Annotated in this window: 18 protein-coding genes, 1 tRNA gene and 1 pseudogene; 14 read left to right on the top strand and 6 right to left on the bottom strand. The window is 61.9% G+C overall.

Features of this window, described 5'->3' with window-relative positions:
• Positions 1-61: 61 nt before the first annotated feature.
• On the top strand, positions 62-1,783 hold the full coding sequence (locus tag CKW22_RS01780; RefSeq protein ID WP_047581221.1) for a S8/S53 family peptidase: 1,722 nt from the start codon (positions 62-64) through the stop codon (positions 1,781-1,783).
• 84 nt (positions 1,784-1,867) lie between these two features.
• Entirely contained in the window at positions 1,868-3,310 is a 1,443-nt protein-coding gene (locus CKW22_RS01775; protein ID WP_033699176.1) for a SulP family inorganic anion transporter, read from the top strand.
• A gap of 171 nt (positions 3,311-3,481) precedes the next feature.
• Here CKW22_RS01775 and fusA read toward each other — a convergent pair whose 3' ends face one another.
• Positions 3,482-5,593 (bottom strand): elongation factor G, encoded by a 2,112-nt coding sequence (fusA, locus tag CKW22_RS01770; protein WP_033699174.1) that lies wholly within the window; start codon positions 5,591-5,593, stop codon positions 3,482-3,484.
• Positions 5,594-5,666: 73 nt separating this feature from the next.
• Positions 5,667-6,092 (bottom strand): hypothetical protein, encoded by a 426-nt coding sequence (locus CKW22_RS01765; protein ID WP_033699172.1) that lies wholly within the window; start codon positions 6,090-6,092, stop codon positions 5,667-5,669.
• Between the two features lie 183 nt (positions 6,093-6,275).
• On the opposite strand from CKW22_RS01765, the gene CKW22_RS01760 reads away from it, so the two are divergent.
• The gene (locus CKW22_RS01760; protein ID WP_033699169.1) at positions 6,276-6,578 is read left to right on the top strand and encodes a hypothetical protein; all 303 of its coding nucleotides are present in this window, start codon (positions 6,276-6,278) and stop codon (positions 6,576-6,578) included.
• A gap of 3 nt (positions 6,579-6,581) precedes the next feature.
• Here CKW22_RS01760 and CKW22_RS01755 read toward each other — a convergent pair whose 3' ends face one another.
• Entirely contained in the window at positions 6,582-7,826 is a 1,245-nt protein-coding gene (locus CKW22_RS01755; protein WP_047581219.1) for an aspartate aminotransferase family protein, read from the bottom strand.
• A gap of 133 nt (positions 7,827-7,959) precedes the next feature.
• The gene (gene gcvA / locus CKW22_RS01750; protein ID WP_095063677.1) at positions 7,960-8,856 is read right to left on the bottom strand and encodes a transcriptional regulator GcvA; all 897 of its coding nucleotides are present in this window, start codon (positions 8,854-8,856) and stop codon (positions 7,960-7,962) included.
• Positions 8,857-9,113: 257 nt separating this feature from the next.
• Between gcvA and CKW22_RS01745 the strand changes: the two genes are divergently transcribed.
• From CKW22_RS01745 to CKW22_RS01735, 3 genes are all read left to right on the top strand, one after another.
• Positions 9,114-10,496 carry an amino acid permease gene (locus CKW22_RS01745; protein WP_095063676.1) on the top strand — a complete coding sequence of 461 codons (1,383 nt, stop codon included), beginning with the start codon at positions 9,114-9,116 and terminating at the stop codon, positions 10,494-10,496.
• 199 nt (positions 10,497-10,695) lie between these two features.
• Positions 10,696-11,193 (top strand): PaaI family thioesterase, encoded by a 498-nt coding sequence (locus tag CKW22_RS01740; protein ID WP_095063675.1) that lies wholly within the window; start codon positions 10,696-10,698, stop codon positions 11,191-11,193.
• An 87-nt stretch (positions 11,194-11,280) separates the two neighbouring features.
• Positions 11,281-11,976, top strand: coding sequence for a glutathione S-transferase N-terminal domain-containing protein (locus CKW22_RS01735; protein ID WP_095063674.1), 696 nt, complete (start codon positions 11,281-11,283; stop codon positions 11,974-11,976).
• Positions 11,977-12,027: 51 nt separating this feature from the next.
• Here CKW22_RS01735 and CKW22_RS01730 read toward each other — a convergent pair whose 3' ends face one another.
• Positions 12,028-13,644 carry an inorganic phosphate transporter gene (locus tag CKW22_RS01730; RefSeq protein WP_095063673.1) on the bottom strand — a complete coding sequence of 539 codons (1,617 nt, stop codon included), beginning with the start codon at positions 13,642-13,644 and terminating at the stop codon, positions 12,028-12,030.
• Positions 13,645-13,772: 128 nt separating this feature from the next.
• Between CKW22_RS01730 and CKW22_RS01725 the strand changes: the two genes are divergently transcribed.
• The 7 genes from CKW22_RS01725 to CKW22_RS01695 all read left to right on the top strand — a co-directional run bounded on the left by CKW22_RS01725 (position 13,773) and on the right by CKW22_RS01695 (position 18,379).
• Complete coding sequence (locus CKW22_RS01725) at positions 13,773-14,159, top strand: DUF488 domain-containing protein (protein ID WP_033699157.1); 387 nt, start codon at positions 13,773-13,775, stop codon at positions 14,157-14,159.
• An 18-nt stretch (positions 14,160-14,177) separates the two neighbouring features.
• A complete protein-coding gene (locus tag CKW22_RS01720; protein ID WP_095063672.1) occupies positions 14,178-14,603 on the top strand; it encodes a GNAT family N-acetyltransferase in 426 nt (141 codons plus the stop codon).
• A 121-nt stretch (positions 14,604-14,724) separates the two neighbouring features.
• The gene (locus tag CKW22_RS01715) at positions 14,725-15,114 is read left to right on the top strand and encodes a helix-turn-helix domain-containing protein (RefSeq protein WP_033699153.1); all 390 of its coding nucleotides are present in this window, start codon (positions 14,725-14,727) and stop codon (positions 15,112-15,114) included.
• Between the two features lie 63 nt (positions 15,115-15,177).
• On the top strand, positions 15,178-15,816 hold the full coding sequence (gene uvrY / locus CKW22_RS01710) for a UvrY/SirA/GacA family response regulator transcription factor (RefSeq protein WP_027916239.1): 639 nt from the start codon (positions 15,178-15,180) through the stop codon (positions 15,814-15,816).
• 5 nt (positions 15,817-15,821) lie between these two features.
• Positions 15,822-17,645 carry an excinuclease ABC subunit UvrC gene (uvrC, locus tag CKW22_RS01705; RefSeq protein ID WP_047581216.1) on the top strand — a complete coding sequence of 608 codons (1,824 nt, stop codon included), beginning with the start codon at positions 15,822-15,824 and terminating at the stop codon, positions 17,643-17,645.
• 33 nt (positions 17,646-17,678) lie between these two features.
• Positions 17,679-18,239, top strand: a complete 561-nt coding sequence (pgsA, locus tag CKW22_RS01700) for a CDP-diacylglycerol--glycerol-3-phosphate 3-phosphatidyltransferase (protein ID WP_033699146.1) — start codon at positions 17,679-17,681, stop codon at positions 18,237-18,239.
• A 64-nt stretch (positions 18,240-18,303) separates the two neighbouring features.
• Positions 18,304-18,379, top strand: a tRNA-Gly gene (locus CKW22_RS01695).
• A 348-nt stretch (positions 18,380-18,727) separates the two neighbouring features.
• Here CKW22_RS01695 and CKW22_RS01690 read toward each other — a convergent pair.
• Positions 18,728-20,078, bottom strand: a pseudogene (locus CKW22_RS01690) (IS3 family transposase); the annotation flags it as partial.
• Positions 20,079-20,380: 302 nt separating this feature from the next.
• On the opposite strand from CKW22_RS01690, the gene CKW22_RS27195 reads away from it, so the two are divergent.
• The gene (locus CKW22_RS27195; protein WP_077068484.1) at positions 20,381-21,127 is read left to right on the top strand and encodes a hypothetical protein; all 747 of its coding nucleotides are present in this window, start codon (positions 20,381-20,383) and stop codon (positions 21,125-21,127) included.
• Position 21,128 lies beyond the last annotated feature (1 nt).

Below are 21,128 nucleotides of genomic sequence, written 5' to 3'. Positions count from 1 at the left end.
GCGGCTGAACCTTTGATTTGCCCCGGCAGTCGCAACCTCAGACGCCGTCGGGAGTGACCGCATGAAGCACTGTGCCACGTTGTTGTTGTGCCTGTTCGCCAGCGTTGCCGGTGCGGCCGGGGACACGCTGCGCATCAAGCAACTTCAGCGTTGCGGTGACCTGCCTGATGCCAGGCGCCCGCAATGGTGCTTGCGCAGCGAAGGGCTGGGGCCGCAGATGCCTGCGGTCTGGCTCGGCGACGCGCAATTGCCGCAGGCCGATATCGAGCGGCAAGGCGATAACCTCAAGCTGACCTTGCACAGTACCGCCCAGCGCAGCGCGCCGCTGTGGATCGAGGCCGCTGGGCGCAAGAGCAACCCCGTCTGGCTCAGCCGCCAGGGCAGCCATGTGCTCGCCGCTGGCCCCGGGGAAGTGGCGAAGAACATGGATGGGCTGACCACGTACCTCGACCTGGTAAGCCTGTTGATCGAAGAAAAACACGACGGCCGCAAAGAAGCACAGCGTATCGCCGACAAGTTTGGCGCCAAGGTGGTCGGCGCCATCCCACCACTCAATGTCTATCAACTGCGCTTGCCGGTGCACGACCTGGTGCAGCGCGACGCGATGATCCTGCGCATGGGCAGTGAAGTCAGCGTCGATGCCGTGATTGTCGAAGAGTCCGCCCCCGAACGTGCAGAGGAAGGTGACGGTCTCAGCCGCCAGGCCATGGACCAGGCGGACGAGTGGGCGGCCAACCGCTTCATGGATGCGCTGTATTTCTACCAGCGGCGCATCCCTGCTTCCAAGGTGGCGGTACAGAGCATTCGCGTCGGGGTGATCGAGCGCGATGTGGATTTCGACGCACCGGGATTCATCGGCTATCGCGGTGCCTGTGCGAAGGGCAATACCTGCCTGTATGGCCGGGATGGCAACCGTGCCGACAGCCACGGCAGCCATGTCGCCGGCATTCTCGCGGCTCAGGGCAAAGGCGTGGAAGGCGGGTTTCTGCCGGGGTTGGGCAATTCCAGCCCGGGCTTCGAGGTCATTGTCGAACGCAATTCGGATGCCGGTATCACCGCCAACATCGCGGCTTCGGTCAACCTTGTCGAAGACGGCGTGCGCGTTCTGAACTGGAGCTGGGGCATCCATCGGGTGGGCGCGAAGAATGTCGCGGGTGATGAAGTCGATTCGTTGGTCCGCTCGGGCCTGGCGATGAGCGGGTATGAGGAGCTGCTGGAAGAATTCTTCCTCTGGTTGCGGGCCGAGCACCCAGACGTGGTGGTCATCAACTCGGCGGGCAACGGCGCCTCGTGGTCCGGCACTGACGAATACCGTTTGCCATCGTCGTTCATTACCGAGCAATTGCTGGTGGTGGGCGGCCACCAGCGCAGCGACAAGGCGGTGCCGGTCGAGGACCCGCAGCATGTGCGCAAGCGCCGCAGCTCGAACATCGACATGCGCGTCGATGTCAGCGCCGCGGCCTGCATCCGCCCCGCGGGTGCCAAGAAGCCACACTGCGGCACCTCGTATGCCACGCCGCTGGTGAGCGCGACGGTGGCGGCGATGTTGTCGATCAACCCGGCACTGACACCCGAGCAGGTCCGCATGTTGTTGCGGCGCAGTGCATTGACCTTAGGTACCGAGCAGGACTTCGAAGCCATGGATGCCGAAGACCTGACTGCGCCGATTTTGCCGTCTGAGCGGGGCGGCCGGCTGAACCACCCGGACCTGGGCCGCTCGGCGCGCCTGGACATGCAGCGTGCGCTGGACCTGGCGGTACAGAGCCTTGACCGGGTGCGTTGAGCGGTGGCCGCTGTTAGACAAATTCCGTAACATTGCGCCCCTTGCTTGCCAGCCCGTCCGCCTGGACCGCCTCACAGGAACGCCATGAAACCCGCCCGACTCCGCGCCGACGTGCTCGCCGGCCTCACCACTTCGTTCGCCTTGGTGCCCGAGTGCATCGCCTTTGCCCTGGTGGCGCACCTCAACCCGTTGATGGGCCTGTATGGCGCCTTCATCATCTGCACCCTGACCGCGCTGTTTGGCGGCCGCCCCGGCATGATCTCTGGCGCTGCCGGCTCGATGGCGGTGGTGATCGTCGCGCTGGTGGTGCAACACGGCGTGCAGTACTTGCTGGCAACGGTGCTGCTGGGCGGGGTGGTGATGATTCTGTTTGGCGTGCTGCGCCTGGGCAAACTGGTGCGCCTGGTGCCGTACCCGGTGATGCTCGGCTTCGTCAACGGCCTGGCGATCGTCATCGCCCTGGCCCAGCTGGAGCACTTCAAGCAGGGCGATCACTGGCTCAGTGGTGCACCGCTGTACCTGATGATCGGCCTGGTGGCGTTGACCATGCTGGTGGTCTACGTACTGCCTAAGCTGACCCGCGCCGTGCCGCCCGCGCTGGTGGCCATCCTCGGGGTAGGCCTGCTGGTGTACCTGCTCGGTTTACCGACCCGTACCCTCGGCGACATGGCGCATATCGCCGGCGGCTTGCCGGAACTGGCACTGCCGAGTGTGCCATGGAACCTTGAAACGCTTCAGATCATTGCCCCGTACGCAGTGCTGATGGCCATGGTCGGCTTGCTGGAAACCCTGCTGACACTCAACCTCACCGACGAGATCACCGAGAGCCGTGGCTTCCCGGACCGCGAGTGCGTGGCCCTGGGGGCGGCCAACATGGTCTCCGGGCTATGTGGCGGCATGGGCGGCTGCGCGATGATCGGGCAGACGGTGATCAACCTCAGCTCCAACGGCCGTGGTCGGCTGTCTGGGGTGGTCGCTGGGGTGATGATCTTGCTGTTCGTGCTGTTCCTGTCGCCGCTGATCGAGCGCATCCCGCTGGCGGCCCTGGTAGGGGTGATGTTCGTGGTTGCCCAGCAGACCTTTGCCTGGGCCTCGTTGCGCGTGTTGCACAAGGTGCCGGTCAGCGATGTGTTGGCGATCATTGCGGTGACCGTCGTCACGGTGTTCACCGACCTGGCCATGGCCGTGCTGTTCGGTATCGTCATCGCGGCGGTGAACTTTGCCTGGCAGCATGCCCGGGAGTTGTATGCCGACAGCTATGAGGACGGCGAGGGGGGCAAGCGCTACCAGGTGCATGGCACGCTGTTCTTTGCCTCGGTCACGCCGTTTCTCAACCAGTTCGATGCGGCGGGCGACCCGGCCAAGGTCACCCTGGATTGTCAGCACCTGAGCTTTGTCGACTACTCGGCAATTGCGGCGTTGAAGACCTTGCGCGAGCGCTATGCCAAGGCGGGCAAGCAGTTGCGGGTGGTGCACCTGTCCGAGCGCTGCAAGAAGCTGCTGAAACGGGCCGGCGAACAGCACTGAGCGTTGTCATGATCCCTGGTGGGAGCGGGCTCGCCCCGCGAACACCGGCGAAGCCGGTGCCAGGCAGTGGCAGTGTCTGGGCCGGCCTCTTCGCGGGGCAAGCCCGCTCCCACTGAGATCACGCCGGCTTTGGGCATATGAGCCAGGCAGTTGCTGGCACTGGGCGCACGATCATTCGCCGCGGTTTTTCTTCACAATGCCATCGGCGATGCTGGCCGGCGCCTCGGCATAGCGGGTGAACTCCATCGAATAGCTGGCCCGCCCCTGGGTCATCGAGCGCATCGACGTGGCATAGCCGAACATCTCACCCAGCGGCACCTCGGCACGAATCACCTTGCCGGCTGGCGTCTCGTCGCCATCCTGAATCATCCCACGGCGTCGGCTCAGGTCGCCCATGATGTCGCCCTGGTATTCCTCCGGCGTCACCACCTCAACCTTCATGACCGGCTCCAGCAGCACCGCCCCGCCTTTTTGCGAGAGTTGCTTGGTGGCCATGGAGGCGGCGATCTTGTAGGCCATCTCATTGGAATCGACGTCGTGGTAGGAGCCGTCGAACACCGCCGCCTTCAGGCTGATCAGCGGATAACCGGCGAGCACGCCGTTCTTCATCTGCTCCTCGATGCCCTTCTGGATGGCCGGGATGTACTCGCGTGGCACCACGCCGCCGACGATCTCGTTGATAAACTCCAAGCCCTCCTGGCCTTCGTCGCCAGGGGCGAAGCGGATCCAGCAGTGGCCATACTGGCCGCGCCCGCCGGACTGGCGGACGAAGCGGCCTTCGATCTCGCAGGTGTTGCGGATCTTCTCGCGGTACGCCACCTGCGGCTTGCCGATGTTGGCCTCGACGTTGAACTCGCGGCGCATGCGGTCGACGATGATGTCCAGGTGCAACTCACCCATGCCAGAGATGATCGTCTGGCCGGTCTCTTCGTCGGTGCGTACCCGGAATGACGGGTCTTCCTGGGCCAGCTTGCCCAGGGCAACGCCCATTTTCTCCTGGTCGGCCTTGGTCTTGGGCTCTACCGCCACGGAGATGACCGGGTCGGGGAAGTCCATGCGTTCGAGGATGATCGGCTTGTCCATGTCACACAAGGTGTCGCCGGTGGTCACGTCCTTCATGCCGATCAGCGCGGCGATGTCGCCGGCGCAGACGTCCTTGATCTCGGCGCGTTGGTTGGCATGCATCTGCACCATGCGGCCGATGCGCTCCTTCTTGCCCTTGACCGAATTGAGCACTGCATGGCCAGAACTGAGTACGCCGGAGTACACCCGGGCGAAGGTCAGGGTGCCGACGAACGGGTCGGTGGCAATCTTGAAGGCCAGGGCCGAGAACGGCTCGTTGTCGTCGGCGTGGCGTTCCAGGTGTTTTTCTTCATCGTCTGGGTCGGTGCCCTTGATGGCAGGGATCTCGGAGGGCGCGGGCAGGTAGTCGATCACCGCATCGAGCATCAGCGGCACGCCCTTGTTCTTGAACGAGGAGCCCAGAATGGTCGGCACGATCTGGTTGGCGATGGTGCGTTGACGCAAGGCGGCCTTGATCTCGTCGATGGTCAGTTCTTCGCCGTCGAGATATTTCTGGGTCAGTTCATCATTGGCATCGGCGGCCGCCTCGACCAGGTGTGCGCGCCATTCGTCGGCAAGCGGCCGAAGCTCGGCAGGGATCTCTTCTTCCCGATAGGTGGTGCCCTGGTCGGCGTCGTTCCAGTAGATGGCCTTCATCTTCACCAAGTCGATCTGGCCGATAAAGTGCTCTTCGCTGCCGATCGCCAGCTGGATCGGTACCGGGTGATGCCCCAGGCGCTGGTCGATCTGCTTGACCACGCGCAGGAAGTCGGCGCCCTGGCGGTCCATCTTGTTGATGTAGGCCAGGCGCGGTACATGGTACTTGTTGGCCTGGCGCCAGACGGTTTCCGATTGCGGCTCGACCCCGTCGGCACCGCTGAACACCACCACGGCGCCATCGAGCACGCGCAGCGAGCGCTCCACTTCAATGGTGAAGTCGACGTGGCCTGGGGTATCGATGATGTTGAAGCGGTACTTGTCGGCAAACTGCTTGGTCGAGCCTTGCCAGAAGGCTGTGGTCGCCGCCGAGGTGATGGTGATGCCGCGCTCCTGTTCCTGGGCCATCCAGTCCATGGTCGCGGCACCATCGTGCACCTCGCCCATCTTGTGGTTGACCCCGGTGTAGAACAGGATGCGTTCGGTGGTGGTGGTCTTGCCGGCATCCACGTGGGCGACGATGCCGATATTGCGATACAGCTCGATGGGCGTTGTACGGGCCATGGCGGACTACCTGCGGGGATGCGGATTCTCCCAAGGTAGCAGACCGGAAGAATCCTGCTTTACCGCCGGGCCGTCAGTCGGCCTGGGCTTGCAGCAACCATTGGCCGTCCACTTCGCGGGCCAGGCCGCTGGCGGGCAGCAGGGCCAGCAGGCGCTCGTGCAGGGCGGCGTCGGTGAAGGTCTTGAGCTTGGCCAGGTCCAGTGCGCCGACCAGGTTCAGGTCTTCCTTGTGGTACGACAACCAGGCTTTTTTCAGCACCAGCAGCACGTCGCTGCCTGCGGTGGTGGCGAAGCGGCGGTTGAGCGCTCGGCCTTCGAGGGTGAAGTTGTGCTGATGGCTGTAGCTATTCTGGTCGCCACCGTCACGGCAGCGGTGGCACTGGCACGGGCCTTCGGCGAACGCGTTGCGCAGGTAGTTGTTGAAGTCCACGACGGGCTTGAGGGACAGGCGTTTGTCGACCTCGAACAGGTCGGCGATCAGGGGTTCTTCGGCGCTCACTCGGGATCCTCGTGTGGTGTGGCGTGCATCGGCGGGCACCCTAACAGATCGGGGCATTCAGATCACCTGTTGGCGGCGGTGCGGCGATCCGAGTTGCCCGCGATCAGGCCAGTAGAGACAACAACGAAAGGCTGCCGTACTCTACGCGCCCACACGCCTACCTATCCTATTGAGGTAACCCGCTTGAGCAGCAAGTACCCGTACATCGCCACCGTGACCGTCAGCACCGAAGACCGTGGGGGCGATGTCGAGGCATCGGAGAACGCCAACATCCGTGTTGGCCTTGAAGCGGTGACTGAAACCCTGAAAAAGGTGCATTTCGTCGGCGCGCTCGCGGCCCCCGAAAAGCCCGCCACGCACATCTGCGTCACCCTGGAAAACGGCCTGACCTACTACGGCCCGATCGTCAACGGCCACGCCGAACTCGAAGGCGGCTGGATCGCCTTCGAGTCCGACATGCTCACCCCCGAAGAACTGGGCCTGTAACCCTCAGTTCAGCTCGGCCAGGCATTGCTCGAGGATATCCAGCCCTTCTTCGAGCACATTGGCTTCGATGGTCAGTGGTGCCAGCAGGCGAATGATGTGCCGCGCCTTGCCGCTGGGCATCAGCAGCAAACCCTTGGCCCGCGCCGCTTCCATCACCTTGGCCAGTTGCGCGGGGGCTGGGCTGCCGTCGGCATTGACGAACTCGATGCCGCGCATTGCTCCGACGCCGGTCAGGCGGCCGATGAAGGGGTGCTGTTTTTTCCAGCGCTCCACGCGGCTGACGATGGCCTGCTCCTGGCGCTCGCCCCAGGTGGCGACGTTTTCGTCGGTCATCTGCGCCAAGCTTGCCAGCGCCGCCGCGCAGGCAATCGGGTTGCCCGAGTAAGTGCCGCCCAGGCCGCCCTTGGGCAGCGCCGCCATCAAGGGCTGACGCCCGACTACCGCACCCAGTGGCATGCCGCCAGCGATACTTTTGGCCAGCAGCAGCAGGTCTGGCTCGATACCCAGGCGAGGGAAGGCGAAACGCTGGCCGGTACGGCCAAAGCCCGACTGGATCTCGTCGATGATGATCAAAATCCCGTGTTGGTCGCAGAAGCGGCGCAGTGCCTGGGCGAATGCCGGGTCGAGGGCGAGGAAGCCACCTTCGCCTTGCACCGGTTCAAGGATGAACGCTGCCACGTCTTCGACCGCCAGCTCGACGCTGAACAGCCGGTCCATGGCCTTGAGCGCCTGCTCGCAGGTGACGCCGGTGTCGGCGCTGGGGTAAGGCAGGTGGTAGACCGGGCCGGGTAGCTCGCCGACCCGTTGTTTGTAGGGGGCGACCTTGCCGTTGAGGTTCAGGGTGGCCAGGGTGCGGCCATGGAACCCCCCGTCGAAGGCAATGATGGCGCGTTTGCCGGTGGCACCGCGGGCTACTTTCAGGGCGTTTTCCGCCGCTTCCGCGCCGCTGTTGGTCAGCATGCCGGCCAGCGGGTAGCTGACGGGGACGAACTGGCTGAGGCGTTCCATCAGCTCAAGGTACGGGCCATGGGGCGCGGCGTTGAAGGCATAGTGGGTCAGGCGGGTGGCCTGGGTTTGGATCGCCTCGACCACGGCAGGGTTGCAATGCCCCAGGTTGAGTACGCCGATGCCGCCGACGAAGTCGATATAACGTTTACCGTCGGTGTCCCAGACTTCCGCATTCTTGCCATGGGAAAGTGTGATGGGGTGAACGATGGCAATGGACTGGCTGATACTTTCCTGATTCATGGGGCACGCGGACCTTGTTCGAGTTTCTTATTATCCAAGCGTGCCGGCGGGTTATTCCGCAAACGAATTATTCGATTGCGGTCATTCCCTGGATTCATGATCTGGCCAGTTTTTAGGGTTTGGACGGGCAACCTCAATCGCCCTCGGCCACCCGCTCGCGAATCCACTGCACGAACGCTCTGATCTTCGGCACCTCGGCCGCATGTTCGGCATGGGCAATGAAGTGCCGGCCGTTGCTCGGCACCGGGTGGTCCCAGGCCACCACCAGCTTGCCTTCGCTCAGCTCTTCGGCCACCAGGTAGCGAGGGATCAGGGCAATGCCGCAACCGGCGATGGCGGCGCGGATACACAGGTAGAACGTGTCAAAGCGCGGCCCGTGGTAGCTGTTCTGGCTGTGCAGCCCCAGCCCCAGAAACCATTCATGCCAGGCCTCCGGGCGGGACACGCACTGCAGCAGGCGGTGTTCGGTCAGCGCCTCGGCGCTGCTGAAGTGGTGGCTGGCCAGTAGCTCCGGGGCGCACACCGGCAGCACTTCTTCGCTGAACAGTTCGATGCAGGTCGCCCCGGGCCAAGTGCCCTGGCCGAAGAAAAAGGCGATGTCGGCCTTGGCCTGCACCAGGTCGAAGGGTTCCAGTTCGTTGCGAATATCCAGGTGGATGCGCGGGTGGCGATCGCCAAAACCCTTGAGCCTGGGCACCAGCCAGCGGGCGCCGAAGGTCGGCTGGGTGGCGATGCGCAGCACTTCGGTCTCGTCGCCATAGCTGAGGATGTAGCGGCTGGAAATGTCGATCTGGGTGAGAATCTTGTTCACCTCGGTCAGGTACAGCGCACCGGCCGGGGTCAGGTGCAGGCGCCGGCGAATGCGCTGGAACAACGAGTGCGACAGCATCTCTTCAAGTTGCGCGACCTGTTTGCTGACCGCGCTTTGGGTCAGGTGCAGCTCTTGCGCCGCGCGGGTGAAGCTGAGGTGGCGGGCAGCCGCTTCGAAGCACTGGAGGGCGGTGGTCGAGGGCATCAGGCGTTTGGACATGACAGGCGCGTACCGAGCAAAAAAAGGATGAAGTTCATTCCAAATCGGAATCATGTGCTTCGAAAAGGTCGTTTGTTGACCCAGACCTATAGATTAATACTGACCTGGATCAACGATTACAACCGGTCGTGCGAAGAGGAGGGAAGTAGCCAGTACCGGCATCTTCAGAACAACAAAAAAACCAACATCAGAAATTGATAAGAATTCTGCTCCAATTTTTAGCCGCCCCCGCGCGGCGACCCATTCGAGGGTTCTCCATGGCTTCGCTAGACAACAAGAAACAGCGTTCCTTGCAGCACGGCCTGACGTCCCGTCAGGTGTCCATGATCTCCATCGCCGGCATCATCGGTGCCGGCCTGTTCATCGGCTCCTCCAACGCGATTGCCACCGCGGGCCCGGCCATTCTCATTTCCTATGCCATGACCGGCCTGCTGGTGCTGCTGGTGATGCGCATGCTGGGCGAAATGGCCATCGCCAACCCCAACAGCGGGTCGTTCTCCACCTACGCCTCCGAGGCCATCGGCCCATGGGCAGGCTTCACCATCGGGTGGTTGTACTGGTGGTTCTGGGTACTGATCATCCCGGTCGAGGCCATCGCTGGCGCAGACATCCTGCATACCTACTTCCCCGCTGTGCCATCGTGGCTGTTCGCCTTCCTGATCATGGTCTTGCTGTCGGGTACCAACCTGATCAGCGTGAAGAACTTCGGTGCCTTCGAGTACTGGTTCGCACTGGTCAAGGTGATTGCCATCATTGCTTTCATCGTTGTCTGCAGCCTGGCCGTATTCGGCTTCTGGCCGCTGGCCGAGGTGTCGGGTGTGAGCCGGCTGTGGGACAACGGCGGCTTCATGCCCAATGGCTTCGGCACCGTGCTGGGCGGCGTGCTGATCACCATCTTCTCGTTCTTCGGCGCCGAGATCGTCACCATTGCCGCTGACGAAACGGCAAACCCGAAAGACAAGATCCGCCGCGCCACCAACCTGGTGGTGTACCGCATCGCCATCTTCTACCTGGCCTCGATCTTCCTGGTGGTGTCGCTGGTGGCCTGGAACGACCCGGCCCTGAAAGCCGTGGGCTCGTTCCAGCGGGTACTGGAAGTACTGAACGTGCCGGGCGCCAAGCTGCTGGTCGACCTGGTGGTGCTGGTGGCGGTGACCAGTTGCATGAACTCCGGCCTCTACACCGCGTCGCGGATGCTCTACTCCCTGGGTGCCCGTGGCCAGGCGCTGAACATGACCAAGCGTATCTCCGGTGCAGGCGTGCCGACGGTCGCGGTCATCTTCTCGACCCTGGCAGGCTTTGCCGGTTGCCTGGTCAACTATGTGTTCCCTGGCAAGGTGTTCGGGTTCCTGCTGTCCACCACCGGTGCCATCGCCTTGCTGGTGTACCTGGTGATCGCCGTGTCCCAGCTGCGCATGCGGGCACGTGCCGAACGTGAAGGCACACCGCTGGAGCTGAAGATGTGGCTGTTCCCCTGGCTGACCTGGCTGGTGATCGGCACCATCGTCATGGTGTTGGGCTACATGCTGTTCAGCGATGCCTACCGTTACGAGACGCTGATGACGGCGGGGGTGACGCTGTTCATCCTGCTGGTGTCGCTGACCCAGCGGCGCGGCAAGGTGGTTGCGCAGACTGCGTGATCCTTGGGGGCGCTTTGCGCCCCATTCGCGGCACAAGGCCGCTCCCACAGGTACTGTGCTGTCGTGTACAGACTGCTGGGAGCGGCCTTATGCCGCGATGGGCTGCAACGCAGCCCCGGCATTCTCATTGGCGCTGACAAAATGCGGCGCTACCATCGACGCTTGCATCCCTTCCCATTCCAACAAGCACAGGAAGCGTATGAACGAGCAAATCCTTTCCCTCCAGCAACTCGCCGCGCCAGAAGGCAGCTGCTACGGCTGTGGCTGTGCCCACCCCAGCGGCCTGCACCTGCAAAGCCACTGGGATGCCGATGGCATCCACCTGTTGTGCCGACACTCGCCCGACAGCAGCTTCATTGGCTGGCCCGGCCTGGTCTACGGCGGCTTGCTGGCGATGCTGGTCGACTGCCATTCCAACTGGACCGCCATGGCCTACCACTACCGCAACGAAGGCCGCGAAGCGGGTAGCCTGCCGCGCATCGATTGCGTCACCGGCACGCTCAACCTCAGCTACCTGAAACCGACGCCCATGGGGGTCGAGCTGCTGCTCAAGGCGCACGTAGAAGGCGAAGTAGGGCGCAAGAGCCGGGTCATCTGCGAGGTCTGGGCGGACGATGTGCTGACGGTGACCGCCGACTCGGTATTCGTGCGGGTCGACACCGAAAAGCTCAAGCTCAAGGCCCATGGCCAGGCGTGATCGGCCAGTGCCGATGAGTGGTCGGTGATGGTCAGCGGGCGGGGATGTCACTAGAGTGACAAGCCCATCCCGCAGGCAAGGTAGACCATGACCGATCTGAGTGCATTCCCCATCACCCGCAAATGGCCCGCCCAACACCCCGAGCGCCTGCAGCTGTATTCGCTGCCCACGCCCAACGGCGTCAAGGTGTCGATCATGCTGGAAGAGATCGGCCTGGCGTACGAGCCGCACAAGGTTAGCTTCGATACCGATGACCAGATGAGCCCTGAGTTCATCTCCCTCAGCGCCAACAACAAGATCCCCGCCATCCTCGACCCGAACGGCCCCGGCGGCCAGCCGCTGGGGCTGTTCGAGTCGGGCGCGATCCTGCAGTACCTGGCCGAGAAAAGTGGCCAGTTGCTCAGCCAGGACCCTGCCGTCCGTTACCAGACCCTGCAGTGGTTGATGTTCCAGATGGGCGGCATCGGCCCGATGTTTGGCCAGGTCGGGTTCTTCCACTTCTTTGCAGGCAAGGAATACGAAGACAAGCGCCCGCGCGATCGCTATGTCAACGAATCGAAGCGCCTGCTGGGCGTGCTGGATCGGCACCTTCAAGGGCGGGAGTGGATGGTCGACACGTACAGCATCGCCGATATCGCCATCTTCCCCTGGGTGCGCAACCTGGTGGAACGCTACAACGCCCGTGAGCTGGTTGGCTTCGATGCGTTCAAGGAAGTGCAACGGGGGCTGGCCAACTTCCTCGAACGCCCTGCCGTTCAACGGGGCCTGAAGATCCCGGGCTGAACGCCAGGTACTTAACCTGTGGGGCTTGTTCCCACAGGCTCATCTTGCAGCCTAGAAAACCTGATTCAGCACCCAGTACAGGCTACCCGCCAGCAGCATCGCCGCCGGCAAAGTCAGCACCCACGCCATCAGCAGATTGATCAGCGTGCGCTTCTGGATCCCCGAGCCATTGGCGACCATGGTCCCGGCCACACCAGAGCTCAGCACATGGGTGGTCGACACAGGCAGCCCGAACATGTCCGCCGCGCCGATGGTGCACATCGCCACCACCTCGGCCGAGGCGCCCTGGGCGTAGCTCAGGTGGGTCTTGCCAATCTTCTCGCCCACCGTCACCACGATGCGCCGCCAGCCGACCAGGGTGCCCAGCCCCAGGGCGATGGCCACGGCCACCTTGACCCATAGCGGGATGTAGCGCGTGGCGTCGTCCAATTGGGTCTTGAACAGTTGCACATGGCTGCGGGTGTCGGCATCAAAGGTTACCAGCTGGTTTTTCTCGATCAGGCGGATGGCTTCGCTGGTCAGGTACATGTCGTTGCGCACATTGGCCATGGCCTCGGCCGGCACGCGCTTGAGCGAGCCATAGCCTTTGACTTCTTCGCCGATCATGCCGGTCAGTGCGGCGAGTGCGGGCACCAGTTGCGGGGTGGGCTTGGGCTCGGTGATGAACAGGGTCAGCACCTGGCGAGGGTCTGCCGGCACCGGTTGCGGATCGCTGCGCACCAGCGCCTGGCGCGTCACCTCGGCAACGGCCGAAAACTGCAAGGACTGTTCGCTGGGCATGGTCTTGTTCAGGGCATACGCCATCGGCAGCGTGCCGACCAGAATCAGCATGATCAGCCCCATGCCTTTCTGGCCATCGTTGGACCCATGGGCAAAGGACACCCCGGTGCAGGTCAGGATCAGCACGCCGCGGATCCACCACGGCGGCGGTGTCTGGCCTTCGGGTGCCTGGTACAGCGCCTTGCGCTTGACCAGTGCGCGCAGGGCTAGCAGCAACAGGGCGGCGCAGGCAAAGCCGATCAGCGGCGAAAACAGCAGGGCATAGCCCACCTTGCTGGCCTGGCCCCAGTCCACTCCGCTGGTGCCGTCGCGCCCGTGCATCAGCGCATTGGCCACCCCTACGCCGATGATCGAGCCGATCAGCGTGTGCGAAGACGAGGCCGGCAGGCCCAGCCACCAGGTGCCCAGGTTCCAGATGATCGCGGCTAGCAGCAGGGCAAAGACCATGGCGAAACCGGCCGAAGAGCCGACTTGCAAAATCAGCTCTACCGGCAGCAAGGCGATGATGCCGAACGCCACTGCACCGCTGGAGAACAGCACGCCGAGGAAGTTGCACAAACCCGACCAGACCACGGCAACCGGTGCCGGCAACGAGTGGGTATAGATGACTGTGGCCACGGCGTTGGCGGTGTCGTGGAAGCCGTTGACGAATTCGAAACCCAGGGCAATCAGCAACGCCAGGCCCAGCAGCAGGAACGGCGTGACGGTGGTGATTACCGTGCCGCTGGCGCTGACGTCCTGTTTCAGGCTCCAGGCGGTATAGGCGAGGCCGGCCAACAGCAGGCCGAAGAACAGAACCACGGTGGCGCGGCCGGGCTTGTGAGCCAGCTGCGGGCGCGCATCGCGTTGGGCCAGGTGCGGCTGGCTGGCCAGGGACGGGGTTGCCATGGGGGCTCCGATTGGCGTCGGGCGAAGGTGCCGAAGGCTGTGAGCATAGAAACAATTCGTTACTGGCCCGTGACCTCGGTCAATGAATTATCTAGGCTCAAGACAGACGGCAATGGCCGGAGAAGCCCATGATCCGTTGCAAACGTGTCTACGAAGCGCTCGCCGAGGAAGACGGCCAGCGTGTGCTGGTCGACCGCCTGTGGCCGCGTAACAAGCGCAAGGATGACCTGCATGGCCAATGGCTGCGCGAGGTGGCGCCCTCGCAGGGTTTGCGCAAGGCATTTCACCAGGGCGAGGTGGATTTTGCCGGTTTCACCCAACGCTACCGGCAGGAGCTGACCGCACACCCCGAGTACTGGTACCCGCTGCTGGGCCTGGCCGCCAAGGGCACGCTGACCTTGCTCTATGCCGCCAAGGACACCGAGCACAACAACGCCCGGGTACTCGCCCAATGGCTGGAAGATGAGTTGGAGCGCCATGGCCCGGGCAGTTCGCCCGTGTGCTATGCCACCTGAGCGGTGCACAATAACGGCATGAAGCTCATACCCGCCTCCGATGCCCACCGCAGTTTCGCCCGCGACCTCACGCGCCGGGCCATGCTGCCGTACTACCGCGAATTCAACCTGCTGTGGATCGAAGAAGCCTTTGACCAGGCCTGGGCCTGGCGCGAGCAGTGGCTGGTGATGGAGGGTGAACAGGTGCTGGGCTACTGCAGCCTCAGCCAGGACCGTCAGGCACTGTTCATTCGAGAACTGCACCTGCTGCCTGAGCACCGCGGGCGCGGCATCGGCGGCCGGGTGCTGGAGGCCCTTGCCGGCTGGGCGAAACAGCGGCATCTGCCACTGCTGCGCTTGATGGCGTTTCGCAGCAACCCGGCTCGGTTGTTGTATCAACGCAGGGGCTTTGCGGAGGTGGGCGAGGATGAATGCTTCGTGCGCATGCAGCGCGTCATCGACTGATAGCGCAGTGATGGCTTGTCGCGGCAGGTGACCATGGGCATAGTGGGGTCTGAAATTTACCGCTGCTTACAGGACGGTGGGCGGCGTTGGATGATGTTCAAGGACAAAGGAGAAACGTGAGATGAATGGATTCGGTCCGCGGCTGCGCGAAGAGCGCGAACGGCTGGGCATGACCCAACGGGTGTTTGGTGACATCGGTGGGGTCGAGCCCAATGCCCAAGGTAAGTACGAGAGCGGTGAGCGCACGCCCCGCGCCGATTACCTCGCAGCACTGGCCGCCCAGGGCATGGACGCGCTCTATGTGCTCAGCGGTGTGCGCACCCCGGCACCGCTGGGCAACCTGACCCAGGACGAGGCCGATTTGCTGGGCGCTTTTCGGCAACTGCCGGTCGACGATCAAGCCGCGCTCTGGCACTTGCTTGGGCGTTTGTCCGGTGAGGTTAAAAGCCGTGAAACAGTGAGGCCTTTCACACTTGGCCGTCAGGCGTATCTGACAGAAGTTTTGCGTTAGGCCCGCCATGAAAAATTTTGTTAAGGTGGCGGGATCCAATCGCCCTGCAGACGAGGTGTGTGCTTGATTAGGGTCTTAGTGGTCGATGATCACGATCTGGTACGAACCGGTATTACCCGCATGCTGGCCGACATCGACGGCCTGCAAGTGGTGGGTGAGGGGGATTCGGGGGAGTCGGCGCTCAAGCTGGCGCGGGAACTCAAACCCGACGTCGTCCTGATGGATGTGAAAATGCCCGGCATTGGCGGCCTGGAGGCCACCCGCAAACTGTTGCGCAGCCATCCCGACATCAAAGTGGTCGCGGTCACCGTGTGCGAGGAAGACCCGTTCCCCACGCGCCTGCTGCAAGCCGGTGCTGCCGGTTACCTGACCAAGGGCGCCGGGCTCGACGAAATGGTCCAGGCCATCCGCCTGGCCTTTGCCGGCCAGCGCTACATCAGCCCGCAGATCGCCCAGCAACTGGCACTCAAGTCGTTCCAGCCACAAGGCTCGCCGTTCGATGCGTTGTCAGAGCGCGAAATCCAGATCGCCTTGATGATCGTCGGCTGCCAGAAAGTGCAGATCATCTCCGACAAGTTGTGTCTCTCGCCCAAGACCGTCAATACTTACCGTTATCGGATCTTTGAAAAACTCTCGGTCACCAGCGACGTCGAACTGACCTTGCTGGCCGTTCGCCACGGTATGGTTGACGCAAGCCTGTAAACCTCATGTCCCAAGCTTTTGATGCCAGCGCGTTCCTGGCGACCTGCAGCGGTCGCCCGGGCGTTTATCGTATGTTCGACGCCGAGGCGCGGCTGCTCTATGTGGGCAAGGCCAAAAACCTCAAGAAGCGCTTGGCCAGCTATTTCCGCAAAACCGGCCTGGCGCCCAAGACCGCTGCGCTGGTGGGCCGCATCGCCCAGGTCGAGACCACCATCACCGCCAACGAGACCGAGGCGCTGCTGCTGGAGCAGAACCTGATCAAGGAATGGCGGCCGCCGTACAACATCCTGCTGCGCGACGATAAATCCTACCCCTACGTGTTTATGTCTGACGGCGACTTCCCGCGCCTGGGCATCCACCGCGGTGCGAAAAAGGCCAAGGGCCGATACTTCGGCCCATACCCCAGCGCCGGTGCCATTCGCGAAAGCCTCAGCCTGTTGCAAAAGGCCTTTTCGGTGCGCCAGTGCGAAGACAGCTACTACGCCAACCGCACCCGGCCCTGCCTGCAGTACCAGATCAAGCGCTGCAAGGGGCCGTGCGTCGGCCTGGTCGACAAAGACGAGTACGCCGACGATATTCGCCACTCGGTGATGTTCCTCGAAGGCCGCAGCCAGCAGTTGGGCAACGAGCTCAATGCCGAGATGGAAAAGGCCGCCATGGCCCTCAATTTCGAGAAGGCCGCCGAGCTGCGCGACCAGATCGCCCTGCTGCGCCGCGTGCAGGACCAGCAGTACATCGAGGGCGGTACCGGTGACGTCGATGTGATCGCCGCCTTCGTCAACCCCGGTGGCGCCTGCGTGCACCTGATCAGCGTGCGCGGCGGGCGGGTGCTGGGCAGCAAGAACTTCTTCCCCCAGGTGGGCATCGAGGAGGAGGTGGCCGAGGTCATGGCTGCGTTCCTGTCTCAGTACTACGTGGGCAATGCCGAACGCGAACTGCCCGGTGAGCTCATCGTCAACGTGGTGCACGAAGACTTCGAAGCCATCCGTGAAGCCCTGCAAACCCTGCGCGGCCGCGAGCTGACCATCACCCACCGGGTGCGCGGCACCCGGGCCCGCTGGCAGCAGTTGGCAGTGACCAACGCCGAGCAGGCCCTCAACGCCCGCCTGGCCAACCGCCAGCACATGGCCGCCCGTTTCGAGGCCCTGGCCCAGGTGCTTGGCCTGGACGAAGTACCGCAGCGCCTGGAGTGCTACGACATCAGCCACTCCAGCGGCGAGGCCACCGTGGCCAGCTGCGTGGTGTTCGGCCCGGAAGGCCCGATCAAGTCCGATTACCGCCGTTTCAACATCGAAGGCGTGACCGCCGGCGACGACTATGCGGCCATGCACCAGGCCCTGACCCGCCGCTACGGGCGCATCAAGGACGGCGAGGGCAAGCTGCCCGACGTGTTGCTGGTGGACGGCGGCAAGGGCCAGTTGAACATGGCCCGCGACGTCATGCAGGAGCTGGCCTTCACTGACCTGACCCTGCTGGGCGTTGCCAAGGGCGTGACCCGCAAGGCCGGTTTCGAGACCCTGTACCTCAACGACGTGCACCACGAGTTCACCCTCAAGGGCGACTCACCGGCCCTGCACCTGATCCAGCAGATCCGCGACGAAGCCCACCGTTTCGCCATCACTGGCCACCGCGCCCGGCGCGGCAAAGCCCGTCGCGTGTCCAGCCTGGAAGACGTAGCCGGGGTCGGCCCCAAGCGCCGGCGCGACCTGCTGAAACACTTCGGCGGCCTGCAAGAGCTCAACCGCGCCAGTGTCGATGAAATCGCCAAAGCCCCCGGCATCAGTAAAAAGCTTGCCGAGTCGATTTATGCCAGCCTGCATAGCGAGTAGAATGCCTGGCTCAACCCGCAGCCAGTCGTACCGATGAATATTCCAAACCTGCTCACCGTTCTACGCGTCCTGCTCATCCCGATCTTCATCCTGCTGTTCTATGTGCCCTATCACTGGAGCTACATGGCCGCCAGCAGCGTGTTCGCCGTCGCCGCCGCCACTGACTGGCTGGACGGCTACCTGGCGCGCCGCCTTCAGCAGAGCACACCGTTCGGTGCCTTCCTGGACCCGGTGGCCGACAAGCTGATGGTCGCCGTGGCCCTGGTGTTGCTGGTGCAGGTGCACGCGAACTTCTGGCTGACCTTGCCGGCGGCGGTGATCATCGGCCGCGAGATCGTGGTGTCGGCGCTGCGCGAGTGGATGGCCGAACTGGGGGCGAGGGCGCATGTGGCAGTGTCCAACCTTGGCAAGTGGAAAACTGCGGCGCAAATGCTTGCGCTGGTGATCCTGCTGGCCAACCCGCCGGGTGTGACCTTCTGGGTCATACTGGGTTACGGGCTGCTGCTGGTGGCAGCGGGCTTGACCCTGTGGTCGATGGCGCATTATCTGCTGGCCGCCTGGCCACACCTGCGCGAAGGCTCGGAGCAGAAATAAAAACTTTTTTGAATCAAGGGGTTGACGCCGTTTTAGATATTGCTAGAATGGCATCCATCACGACGCGGGAATAGCTCAGTTGGTAGAGCACGACCTTGCCAAGGTCGGGGTCGCGAGTTCGAGTCTCGTTTCCCGCTCCAAATTCGATCCTCAGTGCGTCGCTGGGATCACAAAAAAGAGGCCTTAGGGCCTCTTTTTTTGTGCCTGGAATTTGGTGTGTGCCGAACTTTGGTATTCGCGCTGTACCTGTAGGTGCTGGCGCGTCGAAGCGCCGAACCGCTGTGATCGGCTGCAAAGTTGCCGTGTCGGTCTCGAATGTGAGGTGCTTCATTCTCGCGAAGCGTCGCTCGCCGCAAGTGAGATGGATATCCGTCCTCGGTGTCACTTGTTCAGCAGTTCCTTGAGCAAAGGGCTGTGGGAATTGATTGTTCTCTCTAGGTGAGTGACTGCCGGCGTTTTTCAAGGTAGTTGTCGCGTCAACCGTCTAACTATGCCGCTCTCTTCTCGACCTGTTGCTCTCGATCCGGGTTCAACAGCACGGTGCCGATCGGCTCCCAGTTACGCGTTCGACCCGACCACCGTTCTGGCTTTTTCCCTTTGGCTCGTTCGTACAGCTCATGTCGCCGGGCCAAGACCTGATGGTCCAGCCCTCGATGCCGCTCAGCCGGTGTGACGAACCGGATACGGCTATGCCGGTGCTCGTTGTTGTACCAACGCATGAAGTCCCTCACCCATGCTCGTGCGGCGTCCAGACTGGCAAAACCATTCTGCGGCCATTGCGGGCAGTATTTCAGCGTTCTAAACAGCGACTCCGAGTAGGGATTGTCGTTGCTGACCCGCGGTCGGTCTCGCGAGGGCGTGATCCCCAGTTCGTACATCTTGCTCAACAGCGTCACCGATTTCATCGGCGCTCCGTTGTCCGAGTGCAGTACCAGCGGTTCGCGTAAACATTGCTCACCGATCACGCTGCGTTGCAGCAGCGCGGCGGCTTTCACGCCGCTTTCCACGTCGTAGACCTCCCAGCCCACGGCCTTGCGACTGTAGATATCCTCGATCAGATAGAGGCAGTAATACTTGCCGCGTATCGGCGACGGTAGATACGTGATGTCCCATGACCACACCTGATTCGGCCCTTTTGCCACATGTGTCGTCGGCGCCGCCTGCCGCCTGGGGCGCTGACTGCGACCTCGATGATGCTGTTGACCCGTCATGCGCAAGACGCGATAAAACGTCGCCTCCGACGCCAGATAACGCCCTTGATCGGCCAGGCGCGGTACGATCTGGCTGGGTGGCAAGTGAGCATAATCAGTGCTGTTGCACAGCGTCACAATCACCTGTCGCTCGACCTCACTCAGCGCATTACGCGGCGCTGGTCGCGCGATAGTCGTTCGCCCATCGGCCTGAACGATCTCGGGGCCAGTCCAGCGTTGCAGGGTACGCAGCGACAGGCCAACCTCCCGGCAGGCCTTGATTTTTCTGGCTCCCGCCGCGACGGCTTCGCTCAGCCAGTCAATGAACAACTGCCGTTGCGGCAAAGAAGTCAGTTGCCCCCCAGTAGTCGTTGAGCTTTTTTCGCAGCACCAACAACGCGGCTGTTTCAGCGAGCGCTTTGTCTTTGCGGCGCAGTTCGCGCTCAAGTTCATGGATACATTTCTTGTCTTTGTGCGACTGCTCCCGATCTTCTTTTTGCTGAGCCTTCTCCGACTTCTGGCCGGCGATGAAGGCTTGCCGCCAAGCCGTGATTTGCTCGGGGTAAAGGCCTTTACGACGGCCATACTCGCCCAGGTCGATCTCGGACAAGCCGGCCGCTTCGAGAACGACAGCAAATTTGGTTTCGGCTGGTCAGCTCTCGGCCGATGACTTGTTTTCGGTATTCGATCATGCGGATCCCTCAAATTACCTATGCTCCGATCCGGAATCGTAAGCGGTTTATCAGTCGTCCTTAGCTCGCCTTTCTTGATGTGTCTAGTGGAATTGGGTGAGTAAATATAACTCAAAATTCCCTTTAGGTTTTGCGCGTCAATTCCAGTGTTTTTGGAACTTGTAAACTGCCGCGCAGCCACTTTATTGATTTGCTCTGTCGATTGTAGGATTCGTTCAATGTCGCTGAGGCATTCAGCAATCAAAAGGGAGCGATGAATATGTCAGATCAATCAGGTAAATTTGAACATGTAAAAACAAGCGATCTGCTAAAGGAAAATCCATTTGCTGGGCGTGACTTTTTTTGGGAACAGCACCGTTTTGAGCGTGATGGATATCTTAAGATAAATCACTTGATAGACAGTGAGGTCAATCAAGAAATCACCAGCGATGTTAAGTATCTCCTCTCAAACTTCGCAAAGCGGAGAGATTTTCTTATTGAATCAACCGGGAATACCCCTCGATATTTGAGTAATGTCCCCCAAGAGACCATAGAGCAGGAGGGTAGATATATTCCGAGGGCGTATAGGTCCAATTATTTAGCGGGTTTGATCAGTGGTATAGTTAAGGAGGATGTGATTCCGACTCCCTGGAAATGGGATAACTATATCATCAATAGCCAGCATAAAGCCGGTGATACTCACGGTTGGCACTGGGGCGACTACCCGTACACTATTATTTGGGTGGTAGAAGCGCCCGATATCGAGTGTGGAGGACTATTGGAATGTGTGCCGCACACTCGCTGGGATAAAAGTAATCCACGAGTGGAAAATCTCTTGCTCGAAAATAAAATAGACTCGTATTTTCATTCCTCAGGAGATGTCTATCTACTGAAAGCTGATACAACATTGCATCGAGTGAAGCCCCTTACTAAAAATGTACGAAGGATTATTCTGAATACGACATGGGAGCGTGCACGAGATAAGGATCGTCACGTAGAACATGAAACGTTCGTTTTTCGAGATTGAT

This window comes from Pseudomonas sp. Irchel s3f19 (assembly GCF_900187555.1).
Lineage (GTDB): Bacteria > Pseudomonadota > Gammaproteobacteria > Pseudomonadales > Pseudomonadaceae > Aquipseudomonas > Aquipseudomonas capeferrum.
Note: the sequence above shows the minus strand (reverse complement) of the source record. Positions and strands in the feature narration are given on the sequence as shown.